The sequence below is a fragment of the bacterium genome (assembly GCA_016702305.1).
In the GTDB taxonomy this organism is placed as follows: Bacteria; Electryoneota; RPQS01; order RPQS01; family RPQS01; genus JABWCQ01.
Genome location: JADJEH010000001.1, coordinates 184888 through 206547, shown reverse-complemented (window position 1 = coordinate 206547; position 21660 = coordinate 184888). Strand labels below are relative to the sequence as shown.

20 protein-coding genes are annotated in these 21660 nt (G+C 59.6%); 5 read left to right on the top strand and 15 right to left on the bottom strand.

Annotation, left to right across the window (positions count from 1 at the left end):
• The first annotated feature begins 2 nt into the window (after nucleotides 1-2).
• From nadA to IPH10_00705, 4 genes are read left to right on the top strand one after another with little or no spacing between them, the layout of a single operon-like run.
• Complete coding sequence (gene nadA / locus IPH10_00720; GenBank protein ID MBK6909451.1) at nucleotides 3-1040, top strand: quinolinate synthase NadA; 1038 nt, start codon at nucleotides 3-5, stop codon at nucleotides 1038-1040.
• A 16-nt stretch (nucleotides 1041-1056) separates the two neighbouring features.
• Nucleotides 1057-2475 (top strand): aspartate ammonia-lyase, encoded by a 1419-nt coding sequence (locus IPH10_00715; protein MBK6909450.1) that lies wholly within the window; start codon nucleotides 1057-1059, stop codon nucleotides 2473-2475.
• 4 nt (nucleotides 2476-2479) lie between these two features.
• Complete coding sequence (locus IPH10_00710; GenBank protein MBK6909449.1) at nucleotides 2480-3208, top strand: sulfite exporter TauE/SafE family protein; 729 nt, start codon at nucleotides 2480-2482, stop codon at nucleotides 3206-3208.
• A 5-nt stretch (nucleotides 3209-3213) separates the two neighbouring features.
• On the top strand, nucleotides 3214-4005 hold the full coding sequence (locus IPH10_00705; protein ID MBK6909448.1) for a hypothetical protein: 792 nt from the start codon (nucleotides 3214-3216) through the stop codon (nucleotides 4003-4005).
• 86 nt (nucleotides 4006-4091) lie between these two features.
• Here the strand turns inward: IPH10_00705 and IPH10_00700 are convergent, their stop codons facing one another.
• From IPH10_00700 to aroF, 15 genes are all read right to left on the bottom strand, one after another.
• A complete protein-coding gene (locus tag IPH10_00700) occupies nucleotides 4092-4652 on the bottom strand; it encodes a hypothetical protein (protein MBK6909447.1) in 561 nt (186 codons plus the stop codon).
• A 170-nt stretch (nucleotides 4653-4822) separates the two neighbouring features.
• The gene (ftsH, locus tag IPH10_00695) at nucleotides 4823-6757 is read right to left on the bottom strand and encodes an ATP-dependent zinc metalloprotease FtsH (GenBank protein ID MBK6909446.1); all 1935 of its coding nucleotides are present in this window, start codon (nucleotides 6755-6757) and stop codon (nucleotides 4823-4825) included.
• 53 nt (nucleotides 6758-6810) lie between these two features.
• Nucleotides 6811-7383 (bottom strand): cob(I)yrinic acid a,c-diamide adenosyltransferase, encoded by a 573-nt coding sequence (gene cobO, locus IPH10_00690; GenBank protein MBK6909445.1) that lies wholly within the window; start codon nucleotides 7381-7383, stop codon nucleotides 6811-6813.
• 5 nt (nucleotides 7384-7388) lie between these two features.
• On the bottom strand, nucleotides 7389-8057 hold the full coding sequence (locus IPH10_00685) for a hypothetical protein (GenBank protein ID MBK6909444.1): 669 nt from the start codon (nucleotides 8055-8057) through the stop codon (nucleotides 7389-7391).
• 57 nt (nucleotides 8058-8114) lie between these two features.
• Nucleotides 8115-9581 (bottom strand): proline--tRNA ligase, encoded by a 1467-nt coding sequence (locus tag IPH10_00680; GenBank protein ID MBK6909443.1) that lies wholly within the window; start codon nucleotides 9579-9581, stop codon nucleotides 8115-8117.
• Nucleotides 9582-9591: 10 nt separating this feature from the next.
• Nucleotides 9592-9981, bottom strand: coding sequence for a hypothetical protein (locus IPH10_00675; GenBank protein ID MBK6909442.1), 390 nt, complete (start codon nucleotides 9979-9981; stop codon nucleotides 9592-9594).
• Entirely contained in the window at nucleotides 9978-10427 is a 450-nt protein-coding gene (locus tag IPH10_00670; GenBank protein ID MBK6909441.1) for a hypothetical protein, read from the bottom strand. Before IPH10_00670 ends, IPH10_00675 begins: the two co-directional genes overlap by 4 nt.
• Nucleotides 10428-10444: 17 nt before the next feature.
• The gene (gene lpdA, locus IPH10_00665) at nucleotides 10445-11848 is read right to left on the bottom strand and encodes a dihydrolipoyl dehydrogenase (protein MBK6909440.1); all 1404 of its coding nucleotides are present in this window, start codon (nucleotides 11846-11848) and stop codon (nucleotides 10445-10447) included.
• A 2-nt stretch (nucleotides 11849-11850) separates the two neighbouring features.
• A complete protein-coding gene (trxB, locus tag IPH10_00660) occupies nucleotides 11851-12840 on the bottom strand; it encodes a thioredoxin-disulfide reductase (protein MBK6909439.1) in 990 nt (329 codons plus the stop codon).
• A gap of 178 nt (nucleotides 12841-13018) precedes the next feature.
• Entirely contained in the window at nucleotides 13019-14584 is a 1566-nt protein-coding gene (gene aroB / locus IPH10_00655; GenBank protein MBK6909438.1) for a 3-dehydroquinate synthase, read from the bottom strand.
• On the bottom strand, nucleotides 14571-15092 hold the full coding sequence (locus IPH10_00650) for a shikimate kinase (protein MBK6909437.1): 522 nt from the start codon (nucleotides 15090-15092) through the stop codon (nucleotides 14571-14573). Before IPH10_00650 ends, aroB begins: the two co-directional genes overlap by 14 nt.
• On the bottom strand, nucleotides 15083-16246 hold the full coding sequence (gene aroC / locus IPH10_00645) for a chorismate synthase (protein MBK6909436.1): 1164 nt from the start codon (nucleotides 16244-16246) through the stop codon (nucleotides 15083-15085). The genes IPH10_00650 and aroC overlap by 10 nt, the downstream gene beginning before the upstream one ends.
• Nucleotides 16243-17082: a shikimate dehydrogenase gene (locus IPH10_00640; GenBank protein MBK6909435.1), complete on the bottom strand. Its 840-nt coding sequence runs from the start codon at nucleotides 17080-17082 to the stop codon at nucleotides 16243-16245. Before IPH10_00640 ends, aroC begins: the two co-directional genes overlap by 4 nt.
• Entirely contained in the window at nucleotides 17079-18386 is a 1308-nt protein-coding gene (aroA, locus tag IPH10_00635; protein MBK6909434.1) for a 3-phosphoshikimate 1-carboxyvinyltransferase, read from the bottom strand. Before aroA ends, IPH10_00640 begins: the two co-directional genes overlap by 4 nt.
• Entirely contained in the window at nucleotides 18376-19314 is a 939-nt protein-coding gene (gene aroF, locus IPH10_00630) for a 3-deoxy-7-phosphoheptulonate synthase (GenBank protein ID MBK6909433.1), read from the bottom strand. The genes aroA and aroF overlap by 11 nt, the downstream gene beginning before the upstream one ends.
• 388 nt (nucleotides 19315-19702) lie before the next feature.
• Here aroF and IPH10_00625 point away from each other — a divergent pair, with 388 nt between their 5' ends.
• The gene (locus tag IPH10_00625; protein ID MBK6909432.1) at nucleotides 19703-21598 is read left to right on the top strand and encodes a redoxin domain-containing protein; all 1896 of its coding nucleotides are present in this window, start codon (nucleotides 19703-19705) and stop codon (nucleotides 21596-21598) included.
• Nucleotides 21599-21660 lie beyond the last annotated feature (62 nt).

Genomic DNA, 21660 nt, shown 5'->3' with positions numbered 1-21660 from the left:
TGATGAGCACGACTCTTCTGCATGACAAACTGCACTGCCTTGATCCTGAGTATTACACTGAGGATCGCGTTGCGCCGCTGGCCGCCTCGATCGAACGCATTCGCCGTTTGAAACGTGAGCGCAATGCGGTGGTGCTGGCGCATAACTACCAGCGGCCCGAAATTTTCGAGATCGCCGATTTTATGGGTGATTCGCTCGGTTTGTCGCTGCAAGCGGCGCAGGTGCGCGACGCTGAAGTCATCGTGTTCTGCGGCGTGCATTTCATGGCCGAGACGGCGAAGATTGTCAATCCATCAAAGACCGTGCTGCTGCCGAATCTCGCGGCGGGCTGTTCGCTTGCGGATACCGCGACGGGACCTGACGTCGCCGCGCGCGCCGCGGAGTTGCGCAAGACCTATCCCGATTTGCAGGTCGTCACCTACGTCAACACCACGGCTGACGTGAAGGCGCAGTCCGACGCCTGCTGCACAAGTTCCAACGCCGTGTCCGTCGTTCGTTCGCTCGAAAGTCAGCACATTCTGTTCGTTCCCGACCAGAATCTGGCGCGCCATGTGGCTCGGCATGTGCCCGATAAGACAGTTATCGCGTGGGACGGCTACTGTTACGTGCATCACCAGATCACACCTGAAACGGTGCAGACGATGCGGCGGCAGATTCCCGGCATCAAGATTCTCGTGCATCCCGAATGCCGCGACGACGTCGTGGCCTTGGCCGACGCCGCGCTGTCCACATCAGGCATGGTCGAATACGCTCAGCAAAGCGCCGCGACGAATTTCCTCGCGGTAACCGAATGCGGTCTGTCGGACCTGCTGCAAATTAGTGTGCCCGACAAGAATTTCTATCGCGCCTGCAAAATCTGCCGCTTCATGAAGGCGATCTCGATGGACGATGTTGAACAGGCGTTGTTGAAGATGCAATTTGAGATTACTATAGATGAACCCGTGCGTTCGCGTGCCCGTCACGCGCTCGAACGCATGTTTGAACTGACCGGCGAGCGGCGCGACGATCTGACGCTGCCGGATGGCGTGGCGAACGAATAATCCAAGCACATATCTCATGAGTACGGAATTTCGCATCGAGAAGGATTCGCTGGGGGAACTCCAAGTCCCGGCCAACGCGTTCTACGGCGTACAAACCGCGCGCGCGGTCGCCAATTATCCAATTTCCGGGCTGCGGCCGCATCCGGTGTTTGTTAAGGCCTACGTCACGATCAAGCGCTCCGCAGCAGTGGTGCACCGCGATCTGCACTTGCTCACCGACCAGCAAGTACAGGCCATTATCAGCGCCGCCGACGAATTGCTCGCCGGCAAGCACGCCGACCAGATTGTCGTGGACGTCTATCAGGCTGGCGCGGGCACTTCGACGAACATGAATGTCAACGAAGTGATCGCCAACCGCGCCGCGCAGTTGCTGGGCTTGCAGCTCGGCGACTACAGCAGGGTGCATCCCAACGACCATGTCAACATGGCGCAGTCCACGAACGACACGTATCCGGCGGCGATGCGCATCGGACTCTCCATGAAATTCCCCGATCTGCTGAAGGCCGTGGATCTCGCGGTCGGCGCGCTTGATTCGAAAGCCCGCGAATTTGACGATGTCATCAAGAGTGCGCGCACGCACTTGCAGGATGCCGTGCCCATTCGTCTTGGTCAGGAGTTCGGCGGCTACGCGATGATCATGAAGCGCTGCCGCGCTCGCCTCGTCGAAGCGGAACTTGGCCTGCGCCAACTCAATTTGGGCGGCACCGCCGCCGGGACGGGCATGAATGCGCATCCCGAGTACCGTGTGCGCATCGCCCAGGAAATTTCCGCACGCACGGGCATCGCCTTTCAGCCGGCTGAAAACCTGATCGAGGTCACACAAAGCCTCGGCGACTTCCTATACTTTTCGTCTGCCTTGCGGCTCTTGGCTTTGGAACTCGGTAAAATCGTTTCCGACATTCGTCTGCTCTCGAGCGGTCCGCGCACGGGTCTGCAGGAAATCTATCTGCCTGCCGTGCAGCCCGGTTCGTCTATTATGCCCGGCAAGGTCAATCCCTCGATGGCCGAGATGATGAACCAGGTCTGCTATCAGGTGGTCGGTTTCGACCAGACGGTCGCCTATTGCGCACAGGCCGGACAGATGGATCTGAATGTGATGATGCCCGTCGTGAACTACAATTTGCAGCAGGCTCTGCACATCATGAGAAACGCGATCGAAGTCTTCGCGCAGAAATGTCTGGACGGCATCACCGTGGACCGCGCCCGCTGTCAAATGTATTTCGAATCGTCCGTCGGCATGGCCACGATCATGAATCCGTACATTGGCTATGCGAAGGCCGCCGAACTCGCCAAAGAATCCGTGAAGACGGGGAAGTCAATCGTGGATCTTATTCGCGAGCACAAGCTCTTGACCGAAGCACAGATCAAGGACATTCTCGATCCGCGCAAGCTGACCGATCCCGATCTGCAGAGCGCTGGCGCCGGCGGCGGTTGATCGATTGCCGACTTCGGATTATCTGATTCTAGCGGCCGGCGCGCTGCTCGCTTCAACCGTGTCGGGTGTAGCCGGCGTCGGCGGCGGTATGGTCTATCTGCCGATTCTCGCCGAAGTCGTCGGCATGCGCTTGGCCGTGCCCTATCTCTCGTTGCTTCTGCTCGCCGGTAATTTCTCACGTGCGTGGTTTGCGCGCTCGGGCATTGACTGGCAGGTATTGCGCGCATTCTTAATTACAGCAATGCCCGGCGCCGCGATCGGCGCACTTGCATACTCCTATCTTCCGGCCGATTGGATTGCCCGCATCCTCGGCGCTTATCTGGTCATCTATGTCGGCCTGAATTTCCTGCGCGTGCAATGGCCTAAGACGGCCACCCTGTCGGCGATTCGCTGGATCGGCATTCCGGCCGGTGTCTCCAGCGGTGTGGTCGGCGGCGCGGGCCTGATCGTCGCACCCTATTTTCTGCGCTACGGCCTGATCAAAGAGAGCTTTCTGGGAACCGAAGCGCTGGCGGCGGCAGGCACGCACATCGCCAAGATCGGCGTCTGGGGCGGCACATCGGTTCTGACCATGAAAGACGTCATGCTGCTGTTGCCGCTGGCCGTCCTGATGGTCGCCGGTTCCTATTTTGGCAAAGTCCTGGTCTCGCGCATGCGTGCGCGCATGTTTCGTGGTATTCTGTTGGCTGTGTTGGCGGCTGTCGGTGTGAGATTCCTATTCTTCTTCCCCTGAGCAACATGAAACACCTACTCCTCGTGCTGATGCTGTTTATCGGCGCGGCACATACCACTGCGCAGACGATTGGCGACATACCGACCCCTCCGGGTTACGTCCGGGTGGGCAAGGTCGCGGGAGATTTCGCGGCGACGCTCCGCGCCACACCGCTTGATCCGGTTGTCGAAATCCTGGCAGGTGACGGAAAGACTGTACTGTGCGACGAGACGATTCTCGGTAAGACCCGCATCGAGCCATACGACAACGCGCAGGACGCGGGCGTGGACGGCGTCGTGCGGCTGTGGGGCGACTATCTATGGGAGCATGGCCGCCGCGGCGAGATCGCCTTCCCGCTCGACAACGGCCAGCCGGCGCGCTGGAGCGACTGGTACGACGGCCTGCGTCCCCGGAAGACTGGCGGTCGCTTTACGTTTGTTCAGCAGGTCGGCCCTGACGGCAGTCGCGGCAACTTCGAGCAGTACTTGAGCTTTGTCGCCGAAGAGATGGGCGCCATCGCGCTGCGCCGCGAGACCGAAGGGATCGTGGATGATTCCGTTGCCATCGGCGATCTGATTATCGCTCTGCGGAACGAAAAGGAGAGCTGGGTCGGCATGGTGATGGACATCTGCCGCAATCAGAAAGGCGAGCGCCTCATTCTACTCGGGACATGCGGTACGCCGAGCACATATCTCTATCTGCCGCGCCCGTTTTCGCCCGTACAAGGCGTCGGCGAATGGTACACGATTGACGGAGCAAAATACGAAATGGGCGCGGGCTCAAAAGCTGAGTTGCGCCGCATTCGCCTGAAACTCTAAGCGAGTCTGGCCGCCGGAAATGCAAAGCGGGCGATGAGTCACCTCATCGCCCGCTTTGTTCGTTTTTCCAAGTGTCCGTCCAGCCCCTATCGTTTGCCATACATAGAGGAATTACCTTCTATCAGTTTCACTCGCGGCGCCATACCGCCCTGCCCGTTGACTTCCAGCGTGAAGCCGTGCCCAAGCGGACACGTCGTGTTGGCTGTCAGCGGGCCGAACCGGATCGGCGGATCGCTCCAACCCCCCTTCGTCGGAAACGCGACCGCGACCGACGGGGCGACTTCGGTGCCCGGACAGCCGGTGCGCGATGATGAGACAAGAAATGAGTCGGTGCCGCTTGGCGCATAGAATACGCGGTGCGTGTCCCAATCAATGGTTATGGCGTCAGTGGTGGAGCCGCTGATCGAGTAAGCAACGGACCGCACCTTGACCGGCACACGCGCCGTCGCCGCCAGATATTGCAGCATCGTCTCGCTGTTACCCACGTCGATCACAATGCGCTGCCCCGGCGCGACGACATCGGCAAGCACTTCTTCCTGCGCCGGGTACTTGTTGACCTGCACAAGATTGAAGTTTATTTGCACGGGCGGTTGCTCTTCCGCAAAAGTCACGGCGGAAAGCAGTAGAAGTAAGACGAGCGGCCACATAAGTATCATCCTTCGGCTGGTGTAGTCATCACAGCGGCAAGGCTCGTGCCTGCCGCAAATCATAGGAAATGCCTAAAAACCGCCACTGCCGTCCGGCTTTGGTGCATTTGCCGTCGCAAAACGCGAACAGCTTGCAGAAGTCGGTCGGCAAACAGCGAAACTGGCGCAAATCAACCGGCTCGATCAACCTTTTTGCCAACGTTCGGATCGTCTTCGTCCGGTGAAGTCTGACCCTCCGTCGCCGCAGGTTCGTCCGGCGTGACGGTTGCCGCGTGCGCCGAATAGTCCGTGATGCGATCCTTGCCCAAGAATTGGGCCAGCGCGTCACCCTCCAGGATCTCAACCTTGAGCAGCTCTGTCGTCATGTCGCGCAGCAGATCAACGTGTTCGCCCAAGATACGTTTGGCTTCTTCATAACACGTGTCAATAATCGTCCGCACTTCGTGATCAATCGCCTCGGCGGTCTTGTCGCCGTAATAGTCGTCCTGCGTCTGGAACGGATTGTCACGCGGCGATGTGCTGCGGCGGCGGTAGACGACCTGACCCAGATTTTCCGACATACCGTAGTCCATCACCATCGCCCGCGCCATGGCGGTCACCTGCTGCAAGTCGCTGTAGGCGCCGGACGTAATTTCGCCATAGATAAGTTCTTCGGCGGCCCGCCCGCCCAGGGCGACTTTGATCTTGTCAATGATCTCCTGCTTCGAAATCAAATGCTGCTCTTCGGCGGGCAAATAGAGCGTATGACCCAAGGTTGATGTGCCGCGGGGAATGATCGAGACTCTGTGAATGGGGTCCGTGTTGGGCAGTTTTGCACCGACCAGCGCATGCCCGCACTCGTGATAGGCGATCTTCTCTTTCGTCTTCGGCGTCATCACCCGGCTGCGGCGTTCGATACCGGTCACTTCACGATCAACCGCTTCTTCGAGCTCGCGCATGCCGATCTCTTTTTTACCGCGCCGCGCCGACAATAGCGCAGCTTCATTGATCGCATTGGCCAAATCCGCCCCGGCAAATCCCGGCGTCCGCGCCGCGATCACCCGCAGATTCACTTCCTTGGCGACCTTTTTGCCCTTGATGTGAACCTTCAAGATCGCTTCGCGTCCATCAATATTCGGCGGATCCACGACCACTTGACGATCGAAACGGCCGGGCCGCATCAGCGCCATGTCGAGAATCTCGGGACGGTTGGTCGCGGCCATGATAATCACGCCTTTCGACGATTCAAAACCGTCCATCTCAACCAGCAGCGCGTTCAACGTCTGCTCGCGCTCGTCATGACTTGCCCACGGGTTCGCGCCGCGCGCCTTGCCCAGGGCGTCCAACTCGTCAATGAAGACGATACACGGCGCTTTAGTCTGCGCTTGGGCAAATAAGTCGCGCACACGAGCCGCGCCGACGCCGACGAACATCTCAACGAAGTCCGAACCCGAGATCGAGAAAAACGGCACATTTGCTTCACCCGCGACGGCGCGCGCCAGCAATGTCTTGCCCGTGCCCGGCGGTCCCACAAGCATAACGCCCTTAGGTATCTGCGCGCCCAGCGCGCGGAATTTTGCCGGATGCTTGAGAAAATCCACCACTTCTTTCAGCTCTTCGACGGCTTCATCAATTCCCGCCACATCGCTGAAATTGATCTTTGTCGTGCTTTCGACATAGACTTTCGCGCGCGACTTGCCGAATGACATCAGACCGCCTGTGCCGCCCCCGCCCATCCGCCGGATCACGAAACTCCACAGCAGGATGATGATGCCCAGCGGCAAAATCCAGGCGAAGAAAAAGCCTTTGATCCAGTCCGACTCAAACCGGCCCTCAAATTCAATGCCTTTGGCTTCAAGCTGCTTGACGAGCTCAGAATCTTCCACGCGCACCGCTTCAAACGGCGTCTGCACCATCACGCCGGCGGAATCAATCATTGCGTCGCCGCGAATGTTCTCCTGCGTGATGATGACGTTCTTGATCCGGTCTTCGTTGAGCAACTCTTTGAATTTCGAATAGGACAGCTTCTCAAATTGCTGTCCGCCCATATACGCCTGCGCAATGAACAGCGCAAGCAGCACGGCCACAAGGTACCACAGCGAGAAATTGAATTTCTTCCCGCCCACCTGCGGCACCTTATTGGAATTTTGCTTCTTGTTTTCTTGTGATTCGTTCAAGGTCAGTAGTCCACCCCGCGGATCGCGAGGATCCCCCGCTGATAAGCGTGTTTGATTTCTTTCATTTCCGTCACGGTATCACCGCGTTCGATAATTTCCGGCGGCGCGCCGCGGCCCGTCAGAATCAGCGTCGTTGCCTCCGGACGGAGGTCGAGCACACGGTGTATATCGGCCACCGTCAGCAGCTTCAACATTACTGCCACAAAAATCTCATCCAGCAGGACAAGCTGATAGTCGCCCGACTGCATGCGTTCCACCGCAAAATCCAGCGCCGCCCGCGCGGCCTGCTCATGCACTTCACGCGGTAAAGTGTCATCGAGAATCCCGACAAACCCCTTGCCCATCCGGTGAAACTCCACCTCCGGTTCGAGCCGTTGAATGGACTTCATCTCGCCGTAAGTCCAGCTCCCTTTGATGAACTGAACAATGAGCACCCGATGCCCGTAGCCGACCGCTCGCAGCACGGTGCCCAGCGCCGCGGTCGTCTTGCCCTTGCCGTCGCCGGTGTTAATCAGTACAAGACCGGTCGGCGCCACGCGTTCCGCCGAATTTGCAGTAGATTCAGTTTCGCTCAAAGCAATTACCAGAGAATACCCATGGACAAAATCAAATTAACTGGCGGGAACGTCGTCTGATAGCGATCCGCTCCATCCGGGCTCCACAGCAGCCGCGGCTCGAAAAACGTCACGAGTCCGTCTTCGCTCCACTGTTGCCGCAACCCGGCCAGTGCCGAGAAGCCGAACCAGGCCGCCTGCGTATGAAACTCGGCGCGATGCGCGTCCTGCTCCCGTTTCCCGGCCGCTCCCCATCGTGCCGACGGTCCTCCGCCGACGTAGAACTTCTGACGGCCCCGATCATCGAGAAAGTAGTGAACATGCGCCGCCAATTCCGCCTCACGGAAATAAGTCTTGTCCGTGCGCGTATCCAATGAGCCTCCGGAGATCACCTCGTCCGTTTCAGGATCGAAAATCACGGGCTCCCGCAGCGTCGTCGTCGTGTGTCCCATCCAACTGTAGCTGCCGACAATCGCTAACAGCGTATGCTCGGCGATGGACCGCTCGTGCCGCAGCCCGATTACATTGCCGCCCGTCCCAGCTTCAGCATAACCGTCTCCGTACCATGTGCCCTCCCAATACGTCCGCGTGAATCCCCACGACAAACCGTTGGAATAGTCGGCCGCTTGCGCCATCATAAACATGACGAGCACAAGCAGCAGCGAGAAACTTGCGGATCGAGAAGCGCCAACCATGTTGCACCTCCGCAATGCGGGTAAGAATCGTCCGGGACCCGACCCAATCAAATATACTTAGTACGACTTAGCGAAGATCACGCGCTGCGTCGCGGGCTTGCCTGTCAGCATGCACACGCCGGGTTCCATTTCGCCCTCCATCGGAATCACGCGCAAAGTGGCTTTTGTTTCATCCTGTACGCGCTTTTCGTCGGCCGTATCACCCGCCCAATGCACCAGCGCGAAGCCCGAATCAGCCTTGATGAAGTCCTTGAAATCGGCGTAGGAATCAACCTTGTGGGTATTCTCTTTCATCCGCGCTTTTGCCTGCGCAAAGAGCTCATTTTGCACGCGTTCAAGCAGCGCGGGCACCTGACCGGCGACGGCCGTTAACGGCAGCGTGATCTTCTCGCGGTTGTGGCGCAGCGTCACAACGCAGTTCCCCGCGGCAAGGTCGCGCGGCCCAAGTTCAATGCGAACCGCATAACCGTACAACTCCGCCTCGGCGAACTTGAAGCCCGGCGTGACATTGTCGCGTTCGTCAATGCGGAAGCCAATCTGATGCGTTTTCAGCTCGGCGCCAATGGTGTGCATCGCCTGCATCACCTGGGCGCGCTCATCGGCACTCTTGGCAATCGGAATCATGATCACCGGCCATTGCGCCAGACGCGGCGGAATGATCACGCCATCATCATCACCATGCGCCATAATGATCGCGCCAATCAATCGCGTTGATACGCCCCACGACGTTGCCCACACATAGTCGAGCGTGTTGCGGTCGGTCTGGAACTGCACATCAAATGCCTTAGCGAAATTCTGACCGAGAAAATGCGATGTTCCCGCCTGCAGCGCCTTCTTATCCTGCATCATAGCCTCGATGCAATAGGTATTGACTGCGCCTGGGAACTTCTGGCCTTCACTCTTCAATCCGTGCAGCACAGGCATCGCCATGTAATTCTCAGCGAAATCGCGATATACATTCAGCATTTTCAGCGTCTCTTCGACCGCCTCTTCTGCCGACGCGTGCGCCGTATGCCCTTCTTGCCACAGGAACTCCGCCGTGCGCAGGAACAACCGCGTGCGCATCTCCCAGCGATAGACATTCGCCCACTGGTTGATGAGAATCGGCAAGTCGCGATAGCTCTGAATCCAGTCTTTGTACTTGGCCCAGATCACCGTCTCCGATGTTGGACGCAGCACATAATTCTCTTCGAGCTTGCCCTTCGGTCTAAGCTTACCCGTGCCATCCGGCTCCAATCCCGAGTGTGTCACGACCGCGCATTCCATCGCAAATCCCTCGACGTGCTCGGCTTCCTTTTCCATGAAGCTCTGCGGAATCAACATCGGGAAATACGCGTTGACGTGCCCCGTCTCCTTAAACATCTTGTCAAGCTGCCGCTGAATGCCTTCCCAAATGGCATAGCCATTGGGTCGGATCACCATGCAGCCTTTAACGGGCGAGTAATCGGCAAGTTTCGCTTCACGAACGAGATCGAGATACCACTCGGAGTAATCTTTGCTGCGAGGGGTGATGTTCTTGGCCATGTAGGGTCTTTTATTTCGACACGGCGACCAGATCGCCGGCCAGTTCAAGGGATTCGTCGTCGAGCGGCGCGATCAGGGAATCGCGCTGCGTCGCGTTGTACATCGTGCTGTTGCGGATACTCTTCTTGATACTCATCAATTCGCCCTTGCGGCGGTTGACCAGTTGCACCACCTGCTTGCGGTCAATGACCGATTGTGCGGTCAGCGAATCAATCTGCTTGCGCAGTGAGTCCCGCTTCGTCTGCTGTTCGCTGTGAAACGTCGCCGTCACGAACGCCGCCGGATCCGCCGTGCGCATCTCTTGTTGCGGCTTCGCCTGTTGGACATTCGATTCTTCGGCCTTCTTGCCGCAGCCACAAAGGAACAAAGCCAGAATCAGTGGCAGGAAGAGTAGTTTCATTCATCTACACTCTTGGATTGCTCGAGCCATCCTTGGTTGTCTGCGATCATAACTCCATAAACCGCAGTGGAGATGACCGCCCCGGCGATATAGAATCCCTTGTGCGCGTTCTTCCATCCGGCGCGGTAGCCGTTTTTGAATCCGCTGTTGAATTCTTCTTCAGCTTGAATCGGCGGCTTGGCCGGTCGGCGCGGCTCTACCACCCACGGCAGCCACACGAACGGCACATTGCCCAGCAAGCCCATGCCAAACCAGCCGATCTTGCCGGCACGCGCGTCTCCGGCGCTAACGCCTTCATTCCATCCTTGTTCATAAAGCGGCATCACGCGCGGCGGCGCCGAGCGGACATCAAGCTGTTCCACCTGCGCCAGTTGCGGCAGAGTGGTGTAGTCTTCGGCGTACGCCGCGCCGCACAGCAGCACGAGCAAGAGTAGGAGCAACTTCATGAGTGAACTCCAATTCGTTACATATGAATGACGCGGTCATCCGCGGCCAGCGCGGCTTCCATGACCGCTTCGGTTAACGTCGGATGCGCATGCACGGTTTGATAGATCGTCTCGGCCGTGCATTCAAGCGACTTCGCCAGCGCCAGCTCCGCGATCATCTCAGTCGCTTCCGAGCCGACGATGTGCGCGCCGATCAACTGGCCGTACTTGCGGTCGAACAGGAGTTTGACATGCCCTTCGGTGTGCCCGATCGCGCGCGCCTTGCCTGATGCGCTGAACGGAAACTTACCGACTTTGTACTCAATGCCAAGCTCTTTGCATTTCTCTTCGCTGTATCCCACGCTCGCGACCTGCGGCTGGCAATACGTGCAGGCCGGATTGTTCGAGTAGTCCATCGGATGCGGATGCTTACCCGCAATCGCGTCCACGCAAATCACACCCTCGTGCGACGCCGTATGCGCGAGCTGCGGCGCACCCACCACGTCGCCAATCGCATAATAGCCCGGCACGTTGGTGCGATGGAACGGATCAACTTTGATGAATCCGCGTTCCAGCGCCACGCCGGTCTTGTCAAAACCCCAGCCCTCAACGTTCGCGGCGAATCCGATCGCCACCAGACAGTGGTCCGCCGCCAGCGGCTTGTCGCCGCCCTCAAGCTGTACCGCAACGCCCTTGTCCGTCGCGGTGATCGAGCTGACGCGTGAGTTGGTCAGCACGTTCATGCCGCTCTTCCTAAACGATGTCTCGACGACTTTGCTTGACTCGACGTCTTCCAGCGGCAGAATACGCGGCTGCACTTCAATAAGCGTCACCTGCGTCCCCAGCGCCTGGTAGAAATACGCGAACTCACAGCCAATCGCACCCGCGCCGACGATGATCAGCGCCTTCGGCTGTTTTTCGAGGGACATCGCCTCCATGTAAGTGATGATGCGCTTGCGATCAATCGTCACTCCGGGCAGCGTCCGATTGGTGCTGCCTGTCGCGATAATCATGTGCTTGCCGCGAATCCGGTCAATCACCTTGTCCGGCTTGTTGCGCTCATGCACTTCGATTTCATGATCGCCGACGATGCGAAACCGTCCGTTGGGGCGGTGAATCTTGCTCTTGCGCACAAGGAACTCAACGCCTGAGGAATTCTTTTCCGACACTTCGCGCGAGCGTTTGATAACGCGCGTCCAGTCGAAGCCATCAACTTTGGCGTGAATGCCCATCTCTGGCGCGATGTGCTGGATGTTCTGATAGAGTTCCGCCGTCTTCAAGAGCGCCTTGGATGGAATGCAGCCCCAGTTGACGCAAATACCGCCCAGCGGCTGCTCATCCACCACGCACGTCTTCAAACCCAATTGCGCGGCGCGAATCGCCGCCACGTAGCCGCCGGGGCCGCCGCCCAGAACGACGACGTCGTATTCAGTTGCACTCATGCTCAGGCCGTCGCGGTTGCATTTTGTTCCACGCGCCTGAGGTTGCCCGCGTGCGCTTCGGCTTCCAGCCATTTTTCGGCGTCAATCGCTGCCATGCAGCCCGCGCCCGCCGCCGTGATCGCCTGACGATAGTGATGATCATGCACGTCACCCGCCACGAACAATCCCTCGATATCCGTCCACGACGAATCAGGATGGTGCAGCACGTAACCATTCTCGTCAGTCTTCAGTATGTCGCGTATGATCTTCGTATTCGGCTCGTGTCCGATGGCCACGAAGAAACCGTCAATCGGCAAATTGCGCTCGGCGCCCGTGATGGCGTCTTTCAGCCGCAGACCGTTGACGTGCGTCTGATTCGCGTCCGCCAGAACTTCCAGGATATGCGTATTCCAGATCACCTCGACCTTGGGATTGGTCAGGCAGCGCTCTTGCATAATTTTCGATGCGCGAAACGAATCCCGGCGGTGAATCAAATACACCTTCGACGCATGCCGCGTCAGATAGGACGCCTCTTCCATCGCCGTATCGCCGCCGCCGACAACCGCCACGACCTTCTCACGGAAAAAGAAGCCGTCGCACGTCGCGCACGCCGAAACACCCCGGCCCTGCAGCTTCTTCTCGCTCTCGAGACCCAGCCACTTCGCCGATGCGCCCGACGCTAATATCACCGAATGCGCATAAATCGGTTCGAGGTAACCGAGGTTGATCTTGAAGGGCCGCTGTCCGACTTCCAGCGACGTCACCTCATCTTCGATATAGGTCGCGCCAAATCGCGCCGCCTGCCGCCGCATGAGGTCCATCAACTCCGGCCCGGTAACGCCCTCAGGAAAACCCGGATAATTCTCGACATCGCTGGTTATCATCAACTGTCCTCCCGGCTGAATTCCGTCAATAACGACTGGATTCAGGTTGGCGCGTCCGGCGTAGATTGCCGCCGTCAAACCCGCCGGCCCGGAGCCGATGATGACCACATTGTGAATCGTGCCACTCATCTTGTCAAAAGTCCTGTATGATCAATAGTTTAGCCGGAAGATGCCGATCTTGCTCACGATTTGTGATTGTGTTCACAAATCGAGACCATAGATTCCGGTGAATACTCAACTTACAAAAAAAGCGGCGGAACTTCAAGCCTGCCGCCGCATCCTCGCATCCATTGTACCGCCCGCGTGTCTACGGGGTTTCCGGTCGAATCTGCGCCAAATCCGTTATAGCCTGCCGATAGCCCTCCACCCCTTGCCCGCGAATACTCAACTGACACAGGTCCGCAATCAGCGAGACATGTCGGAACTCCTCCCGTTGCAGAGGATCCGATATGTGCACCTCCACGGCGGGCAATGAGACTGCCGCCAGCGCGTCGCGCACCGCCACCGACGTGTGCGTGAACGCCCCCGGATTCAGCACCAGCCCATCCGCCCAATTGCGCGACCACTGTAACAGGGAGACGTATTCCCCCTCCGAATTACTTTGCCGCACGATTAGCTCAATCCCCAGCTCCTCGGCCCACGCCCTGCAGAGCTCCGCCAGGTCGTCATGCGTCGTCGTTCCGTATACAGCAGGTTCGCGCGTGCCCAGCAAATTGAGATTCGGCCCATTGAGTACTAACACTCGCCTGGGCCGCGCCCCGGGCCGCATAGCACGCCGATGAGCAAGGTCATCGGCCAGCCACTCCGCCACCTCGCGCACCAACGCGTTCGGCACCTCGGCGCTCACCAGCGGCTGTCCCGCATCGCGCAGCACCACCCACCGCAACCGCTTGGCCGCACTTTTCTTGTCACTTTGCAGCGCATCACCGATCACCCGGGCATCACACGGCACGCCCGGCAGCGGTAGTTTCGCCAGCCATTCATCAATGAGCCGGAATGGCTCGGGCTTCATGATCAGCATTCCTTTCGCAATCCTGAGCATTGCCCGCAGCCCGTGAAACACCGCCTCACCGTGCGTGAACGTCCCATACCCCGCCGCCTGTTCGAGCGCATGACCGAATGTATGCCCCAGATTCAACAGCACCCGCTCGCCTTGCTCGTGTTCGTCCCGTGCGACGATCTCAATCTTCACCTGCGCACCGCGCACGATGAAACGATCAAGCTGATCGCCGCTCCACATCAGCGCATCGGGTCCGGCCTCGCGCATCTCCTGCCAGAATTCGCCTCCGATGAGCAGCGCCCCTTTGACGATCTCCGCCGCACCCGAACGCAATTCGCGCTCTGGAAGCGTCCCCAGCATGGACAGCTCGGCCACCACGAGCTTCGGCTGATAGAACGAGCCGATCAAGTTCTTCCCGACCTCGTGATTGACGCCCGTTTTCCCGCCGATCGCCGCATCCACCATCCCCAACAGCGAAGTAGGCGCCGCCACCCACGCGATGCCGCGCAGATAGATGCTCGCGACAAATCCCGCCAAATCCGTCACCACGCCTCCGCCAAGGGCAACGACGAAGTCATCCCGCGCAAACCGCTTCTGCGTGAGAATGTCCAATAACTCTTTGGCACGTGACCACTTCTTCTGCTCTTCTCCCTGCGCCATCACGGCCGGTGTCACGTCAAACCCCTGCCCCGTCAGCGCGCCCGCCACACTCTGCAAGTGATGCAGCGCCACGTTTTCATCCGTCACCAGCAGCACCCGCGGCCTGCGCGCGCCAAAACTCTCAGCGATCTCCGCCGCGATCCACGCGGCCTCGGCCCGCGCAAAGCGAATTGGTACGATCCCGCTCGATGTGCGCAAATTAAACGAGTCCATCAATGGCCTCGAATATCTTTAGGGCCGTCTGCTGCGGGTCGGCGTCATCCGTTTCAAATGTCAGCGCTGCCAATTCAAAATACTCCCGCCGCCGTTCCCACAGCATCTGCAGTACGCCGACGCGTTCGGCCAGCGACTCACCGTCCCGAAACAGCGGTCGCCCGACTTGCGACATCGTGCGCGCCGCCAACAGCGGCAGTGGCGCCTCGAGCAATATCAGCAATCCGCTCGCCATGATCACGTCGCGATTGTCATCGCGTTCCAGCGCGCCACCGCCTAATGCAATCACGCTGTCTCCCCGCGACGCCGCTTGCACCAGCGACAGATTCTCAAAATCTCGAAACTGTCCCTCACCCACCGATGAAAAAATCGCCGGAATCGTCATTCCGGCGCGCTGCTCAATCATCGTATCGAGGTCAATGAACGGCTGGGCGCGCAACTCCGCCAGCAGCGGACCGAGCGTGCTCTTCCCCGCTCCCGGCATGCCGCACAGGTAAACTATCGCCATGGCGACCTCGGCGTCGCCGCCGCGTGTGCATGAATCTCGCTCATGGAATCACCGCCATACTTTTCCAGAAACGGATTCATCAGCGCCAACAGCGCCATCGCTTCGCCGACGATACCCGCCGCGGGCACCGCACAGACGTCGCTGCGCTCGCGCAACGCGGCAATCGCCTCGCCCGTCGCCAGATTAACCGAGTCGAGCGGCTGCATCAGCGACGACAGCGGCTTCATCGCCACGCGCATCACGATGCGCTCACCGTTGCTCATTCCGCCTTCCGTTCCGCCCGCCGCATTCGTGCGCCGCCGGGCGCCGTCCGCTGCCGGATAGAGTCGGTCGTGCACCTGACTCCCGTACACATCGGCGACCTCAAAGCCCATCCCGAACTCGACGCCTTTCATCGCATGAATCGAGACCATTGCCTGCGCCAAGATACCGTCGAGCCGCCGGTCGAAGTGTACAAAACTCCCGAGTCCCACCGGCAGCCCCGCAACGATCACTTCAAACACTCCGCCAACCGTGTCTTTCGTCTCGACCGCGCGATCAATAACCTCCATCATGGCGCGCTCGGCGCTCGCATCTCCGCAGCGCACCGGGCTCTTTTCCACTCGCGCAAAATACTCTTCAAGCGGTGCATCGCTCTCCAGCCCTGCGGCGGTCACGCCACCAATTTTCACGACATGCGAATAGACGCGCACGCCAAATTCGCCGAAAAACTTGCGGCAGATCGCCCCTAACGCCACGCGCATCGTCGTCTCGCGCGCCGACGAACGCTCGATGATATTGCGGATGTCGTCCTGCTGATACTTCAAAGATCCCGCGTAATCCGCGTGCCCGGGCCGCGGGTTGGTTAACTTCTCGCTGCGCAATTCAGCACCGGGATCATCAATCGCCATCTTTACGCGCCAATTTTCCCAATCGCGATTCTCGATAAACAGCGCGATCGGCGATCCCAGCGTCTGACCGTAACGCACGCCGCCAAGAATCTTCGCGATGTCCGTTTCAATTTGCATGCGCCCGCCGCGTCCATGTCCCTTTTGACGACGCGCAAGATCCGCCGCGATCTCCGCTTCGGTAATCGCAAGTCCCGCCGGCATCCCTTCCAGAATCCCCGTCAGACCCGGTCCGTGGCTTTCGCCTGCCGTAAGGAATCGAATCATGAATTACGCAGGTCCGGCAAGAGTTCACGCACCGCCAATTCCAGCGGAAACGGCTGACCCGTCCAGATCTGATAGCTCTCGGCAGCTTGCGCCAACAACATCACCAACCCGTTTTCCGTCACCGCGCCAAACGAACGAGCCGCCTCCAGAAAGAGCGTTTTGCGCGGTGAGTAAATGAGATCGAACACCAGCGCACCCGGCTTAAACGTGAATGGCGGTTCCAGTGGAAAACCCGGATTGGCCATGTGCCCGACCGGCGTCGCCTGCACAATCAAATCAAACTCCGGCAGCCTCCGCCGGGCCTTTGCGTGTGTCAACAGCACCGGCGCGTACGGTGCGGGCAGCACTGGCGCCACGCGCTCGATCGCATCCGCCGGACGCCGCGATGCAATCGCCAACTCCAACGGCTGCACAACCTGACTGACCGCGATCATCGCCGCGCGAGCAGCGCCGCCCGTGCCGATAACCAGCACGCGCTCGACTTTCGAAACCTCTTCGAGCCGTTGTTCAAGCGCGTAGCGAAAACCCGCGACGTCGGTATTGTAGCCGATCAACCGCCCCTGTCTCCGCACGAGCGTATTCACCGCTCGCGCCGTGCGCGCCGTCTCCGACAGCTCATCGCACAGCGTATACGCCAGGTCTTTGTGCGGCGCGGTCACGTTCAATCCGTCCCAATCCACACGCGCGCGCAGCAGAAACGAGCGCGCCAGCCTGCGCGGAAAGTCAAAGAGCGTATACGAACCCGACGTGCCCGTGTGCTGAAAAGCCCACGAGAAAAGCACGGGCGACAAACTCGATGCAATATGTTCGCCGATCAGGCCGAAGCGATAGCTCATGGATTATACATTACGACCGAGTCGTGGGTTAGCTTATTCAATTCCGCGAAGAATTCAGGATATGACACGGCAGCGCAATCCGCGTCATGGATCGTCGTCTCGCCACTCGCCACCAGTCCGGCCAACGCGAAGGCCATGGCAATGCGATGATCGTCGTACGAGTTTAAGTCTGTCCCGCGCAACTCCGCTCCGCCGTTGACAACGAGATCGTCGCCCTCCACCGCCACGCACACACCCAGCGCCAGCAGATGATCCGCGACAACTTGCAGCCGGTCACTCTCCTTGACGCGCAATTCACGGAGCTCCTCAAATCTCGACGTATTGGGTATCGTCGTTGCTAGTACCGTCAGCGCTGGAATCTCATCAATCAACCCGGGTACATCGGCCGCGCGCACATGCAGCGGACGGAGCTCGCTATGCCGAATGCGCAGCGTGCCCACCGGCTCATTGCACACGACTCCCTCCACATGCGCCTGAATGTCCGCGCCCGCAGTGCGCAGCGCGTCAAACCACGCCGCGCGCAGTGGATTCAACAACACTCGTGGAATCACAATCTCAGAACCCGGAACCAGCAGCGCCGCCACCGCCCAGAACGCTGCGCTCGATATGTCTCCCGGAATCACACCGTCCAGGTCAATCGGCAAGGTCTCAAGCGTCGTCGAGTCCACCATCCAGAAGCGTTCCGGACTCTGCCGCAATCCCAACAGCCGCTCCGTATGATCCCGCGAAGGTAGTGGTTCGCGCACACGCGTGACTCCGTCAGCATGAAGTCCGGCCAAGAGTACCGCGCTCTTCACCTGTGCGCTCGCGATCCGCAGATCGTGATCGCATCCGCTCAGCGCGCTGCCCATGATTCGAGCGGGCAGCTTGTTACCGTCGGCGAGATCAATCCGCGCGCCCATTTTTGCGAGCGGTTCCGTTACGCGCGCCATGGGTCGCCGCGAGAGTGACTCATCGCCTCGCATGATCCACGTCCCGTCCCGCCCGGCCAATAGCCCCATTAACAACCGCGCCGTCGTGCCCGAATTACGGCAGTCCAGCGTCACCCCGCTGCGCAGAGGTCCGCTGCGAATGACGATTTCATCAGCCGTGCGTTCGACCGTCTGTCCCAGGGCTTCAAGACACAGCAGCGCCGTCTGACAATCCTCGCCCGTGCCGTAATTCTGCAGGCGAACGTCCCGGTGCGAAAAGAGCGCAAATAGCGCTCTTCGTATAGAAACCGATTTGTCGCCGGACAGGGCTAAGCTGCCTCGCAACGGTTCACGCGCGGCCCGTATGCGCGTGCTGAGTCCGCTACTGACCACGGCGCGTCACTGTACGACCCACCGCGGTGGCTATGCGTGACAGGTCATGCATGAGTTCGCCGAACTCCTCGGGATCAAGCGACTGATAGCCGTCCGACAGCGCCCGCTCAGGATCAGGATGCATCTCGATTAACACGCCATCCGCGCCCGCTGCCACCGAAGCGCGCGCCATGGGAATCACCAGATCGCGGCGGCCCGTGCCGTGCGAAGGATCGGTGATCACCGGCAGGTGTGTCATCAGTTTCAGCGCAGGCACGATGTTCAAATCGAGCGTATTGCGCGTGAAATCCGAGAATGTCCGAATCCCCCGTTCGCACAATACGACTTGCGCATTACCCGCCGCCAGAATATATTCAGCGGCCTGCAAAAATTCTTCAAGCGTCGCCGCCATTCCGCGCTTCAATAGAATCGGCTTGCCTGTCGCCGCCGCTTGCTTCAGCAGCACATAGTTGTGCATATTACGCGTGCCGATCTGCAGCATGTCCGCATGCGCCGCCGCCAGCAGCACGCTCTCTTCATCCACCACTTCCGTCACCACGGGTAAGCCTGACACGCGCCGTGCCTCACTCAACAGCTTCAACCCCGCCTCACCCAATCCCGAAAACGCATAAGGCGATGTCCGCAGCTTGAACGCGCCGCCGCGCAGCAAATGCGCACCGCTTGCCGCCGCCAACTCCGCCGCCGCGAACAGTTGCTGCGGCGTTTCCACTGCGCACGGACCGGCGATAATGGTCAGCTCTTGTCCACCAATCGCCACGCCGCGCACGGCAACGATGGTATCATGCGAATGCGCCCGGCGCAACACGCGCACCGCAGCTAAGTTCTCCGTCGGGGAGTCGAGGTTCGCGTCCACGCGCGGCGTCCCGTGCAGCGAGCTTCCGGTGCCGACCAGCGGATCAGACGTTTGCGATGTAATCTTGTGGGGCATGAAGTCTATGGCTACCTAAATCGAGGCCTATTATACACAATATCCGCGTCTCATTCAAGGAACGCCCCGGCAATCCTCCGGGTGAGGTTCCGGCACGGGCACCCCACAGCACTGTTAATACTGCATTTGATGCATGTCAGCCGGAATCTGGTGGAACTTTTTCCAGTTCCCGTCGTCTTTGGGATAAGCCTCGCGCCGACCCGCCCTTACTCTTTCGACCCCAAACCCAATGACCCGTTTTCGTCCGCTTCTCCTGACCCTTGCCTCGCTGTCTCTGATATTCGCCTTCGCCGCTTGCTCCGGTTCGCCGCCTCCCGCGCGGCTGCCATTCCCTTTCAAAACGGCCGCCGAGACTGTCGGCGGCGCATCCTCCACGGAGACCTCTGCCATGCCGCAAGTGCAACTTCCGACGCAGCGCGTGCGCGCGCCGGAGTTTCCCCGCGATTTCGCGTGGGTGAACACCGATCGTCCACTCTACTTCGGTCAAGAACTCAAGGGCCGCCTGGTCGTGCTTGACTTCTGGACCTACTGCTGCATCAACTGTATGCACATCCTGCCCGATCTCGAATATATCGAGCATAAATATGCCGGACAGCCCGTCGTCGTGGTCGGCGTGCACTCGGCCAAGTTTGACAACGAAAGCGACAAACAGAATATCCTCACGGCCTGCCAGCGCTACAACATTGCCCATCCCGTCGTCGTGGACGAATCGCACCGCATCTGGTCTGAATACGGCGTGCAAGCCTGGCCGTCGCTCGGCGTGGTAGATGCCGAAGGCCGTGTCGTCGGCCTGCTCTCCGGGGAAGGCAATCGTGAGATTCTCGATGGCGTTATTCAAGCTCTGCTCGATGAAGGCCGCGCCAAAGGCGTGCTCGCCGCAGGCCCGCCCGAATACAAACGCGACTCCCGCGTACCCGCCGCCTCGGGCCTCGCCTTTCCCGGCAAGGTCCACGCGCACGGCGACTTGGTCTTCATCGCAGATTCCAATCACGACCGCGTCGTTATCGCCGACACGACGGGCAGGGTCCAAGCCATCGCTGGCTCCGGCGCGAAAGGCCAAGCCGACGGCTCATTCGCGCAGGCGCAGTTCGCCAATCCGCAGGGCATGGCCTACGACGCCCAGCGCAAGTTGCTCTACGTTGCCGACACCGACAATCATCTCATCCGTAAACTCGATCTCGCCGGACAAACCGTGTCCACGATCGCCGGCACGGGCGAACAAGTCTATGACCGGCTCGGCGGGGGCCTCGGCACGGCACAAGGCCTGAACAGTCCGTGGGATCTTGTCCTGTTGGGCGAAACGCTTTACATTGCCATGGCCGGGCCGCATCAATTATGGACACTCGACTTGCCCACCGGCGTCGCACGCGCTTGGGTCGGTTCAGGCCGTGAAGATGTTATTGACGGCACCGGCACACGGAGCGCCGCGCTTGCCCAACCCTCCGGACTGGCACTCGACAGCGACTGGCTCTATTTTGCGGACAGCGAAGTCAGCGCCGTGCGCCGCGCCAACATCAAAACCGCGCAGGTCGAAACGCTGATCGGCAGCGGTCTATTTGAGTTCGGTGACCGAACCGGCGCCTTCCAGCGCTCGCTGCTGCAGCATCCGCTCGGCGTCGCGATACACGACGGCAAGGTATTGGTCGCTGACACCTACAATCACAAAATCAAACGGCTGGATGTTCCCGCCCGTCAAAGCGCCGACCTGCTTGGAACAGGCCATACCGAACTGCCCAACGAGACTCCCGCCGCGATCTCGCTCTATGAACCCGGCGGCATTGCCGTGCAGGGCGACTGGCTCTATATCGCCGACACCAATCACGACCGCATCATCCGCGCCTCGTTATTGGACAACACCTGGAGCGAGTTCACGCTGAGCGGCTTGCGCACCGCCGAGAGCATGACCATGGACCACGATGCCACCGTAACCGCGGCCGTATCCTACCGCCCTGGCGCTGATTTGATTCTCACGCTCACGGCCGCGTTGCCTTCCGGTGTGCACCTCAATAAGGAAGCGCCGCTGAGCTACGCAGTAACCGCCAATAACACCGCGCTCACCGAAGGTTTGGCCACCCGACCGGAGCTGCCGCTGCGCGTGACGATTCCCGGATCACAACTCAAACCCGGTCCACTCTCCGCTATGATCGCCTTCGCGTATTGCACCGACGAACATGCGGGCCTGTGCGTGCCTGTGTCCGTCGGTTTCAATATTACACTCAGCGAATCCGCTGACGCACCGCCGGAAACCAATCTCAGCGCCAGCATCAAACGACTGCCGAACTAAGCGCGCACCTTGAACAACGCAAGCGGGCGGCTCTCACGAGCCGCCCGCTTGCGTTACCCACA

What these genes read in the sequence shown, in the direction of transcription:
- IPH10_00675 (MBK6909442.1), bottom strand. Translation starts at nt 9,981, where the DNA reads ATGAAACTACTCTTCCTGCCACTGATTCTGGCTTTGTTCCTTTGTGGC.
- IPH10_00715 (MBK6909450.1), top strand. Translation starts at nt 1,057, where the DNA reads ATGAGTACGGAATTTCGCATCGAGAAGGATTCGCTGGGGGAACTCCAA.
- aroF (MBK6909433.1), bottom strand. Translation starts at nt 19,314, where the DNA reads ATGCCCCACAAGATTACATCGCAAACGTCTGATCCGCTGGTCGGCACC.
- IPH10_00685 (MBK6909444.1), bottom strand. Translation starts at nt 8,057, where the DNA reads ATGGTTGGCGCTTCTCGATCCGCAAGTTTCTCGCTGCTGCTTGTGCTC.
- IPH10_00640 (MBK6909435.1), bottom strand. Translation starts at nt 17,082, where the DNA reads ATGAGCTATCGCTTCGGCCTGATCGGCGAACATATTGCATCGAGTTTG.
- IPH10_00680 (MBK6909443.1), bottom strand. Translation starts at nt 9,581, where the DNA reads ATGGCCAAGAACATCACCCCTCGCAGCAAAGATTACTCCGAGTGGTAT.
- lpdA (MBK6909440.1), bottom strand. Translation starts at nt 11,848, where the DNA reads ATGAGTGCAACTGAATACGACGTCGTCGTTCTGGGCGGCGGCCCCGGC.
- IPH10_00705 (MBK6909448.1), top strand. Translation starts at nt 3,214, where the DNA reads ATGAAACACCTACTCCTCGTGCTGATGCTGTTTATCGGCGCGGCACAT.
- IPH10_00700 (MBK6909447.1), bottom strand. Translation starts at nt 4,652, where the DNA reads ATGTGGCCGCTCGTCTTACTTCTACTGCTTTCCGCCGTGACTTTTGCG.
- IPH10_00650 (MBK6909437.1), bottom strand. Translation starts at nt 15,092, where the DNA reads ATGGCGATAGTTTACCTGTGCGGCATGCCGGGAGCGGGGAAGAGCACG.
- nadA (MBK6909451.1), top strand. Translation starts at nt 3, where the DNA reads ATGAGCACGACTCTTCTGCATGACAAACTGCACTGCCTTGATCCTGAG.
- IPH10_00625 (MBK6909432.1), top strand. Translation starts at nt 19,703, where the DNA reads ATGCCGCAAGTGCAACTTCCGACGCAGCGCGTGCGCGCGCCGGAGTTT.
- IPH10_00670 (MBK6909441.1), bottom strand. Translation starts at nt 10,427, where the DNA reads ATGAAGTTGCTCCTACTCTTGCTCGTGCTGCTGTGCGGCGCGGCGTAC.
- aroC (MBK6909436.1), bottom strand. Translation starts at nt 16,246, where the DNA reads ATGATTCGATTCCTTACGGCAGGCGAAAGCCACGGACCGGGTCTGACG.
- aroB (MBK6909438.1), bottom strand. Translation starts at nt 14,584, where the DNA reads ATGGACTCGTTTAATTTGCGCACATCGAGCGGGATCGTACCAATTCGC.
- trxB (MBK6909439.1), bottom strand. Translation starts at nt 12,840, where the DNA reads ATGAGTGGCACGATTCACAATGTGGTCATCATCGGCTCCGGGCCGGCG.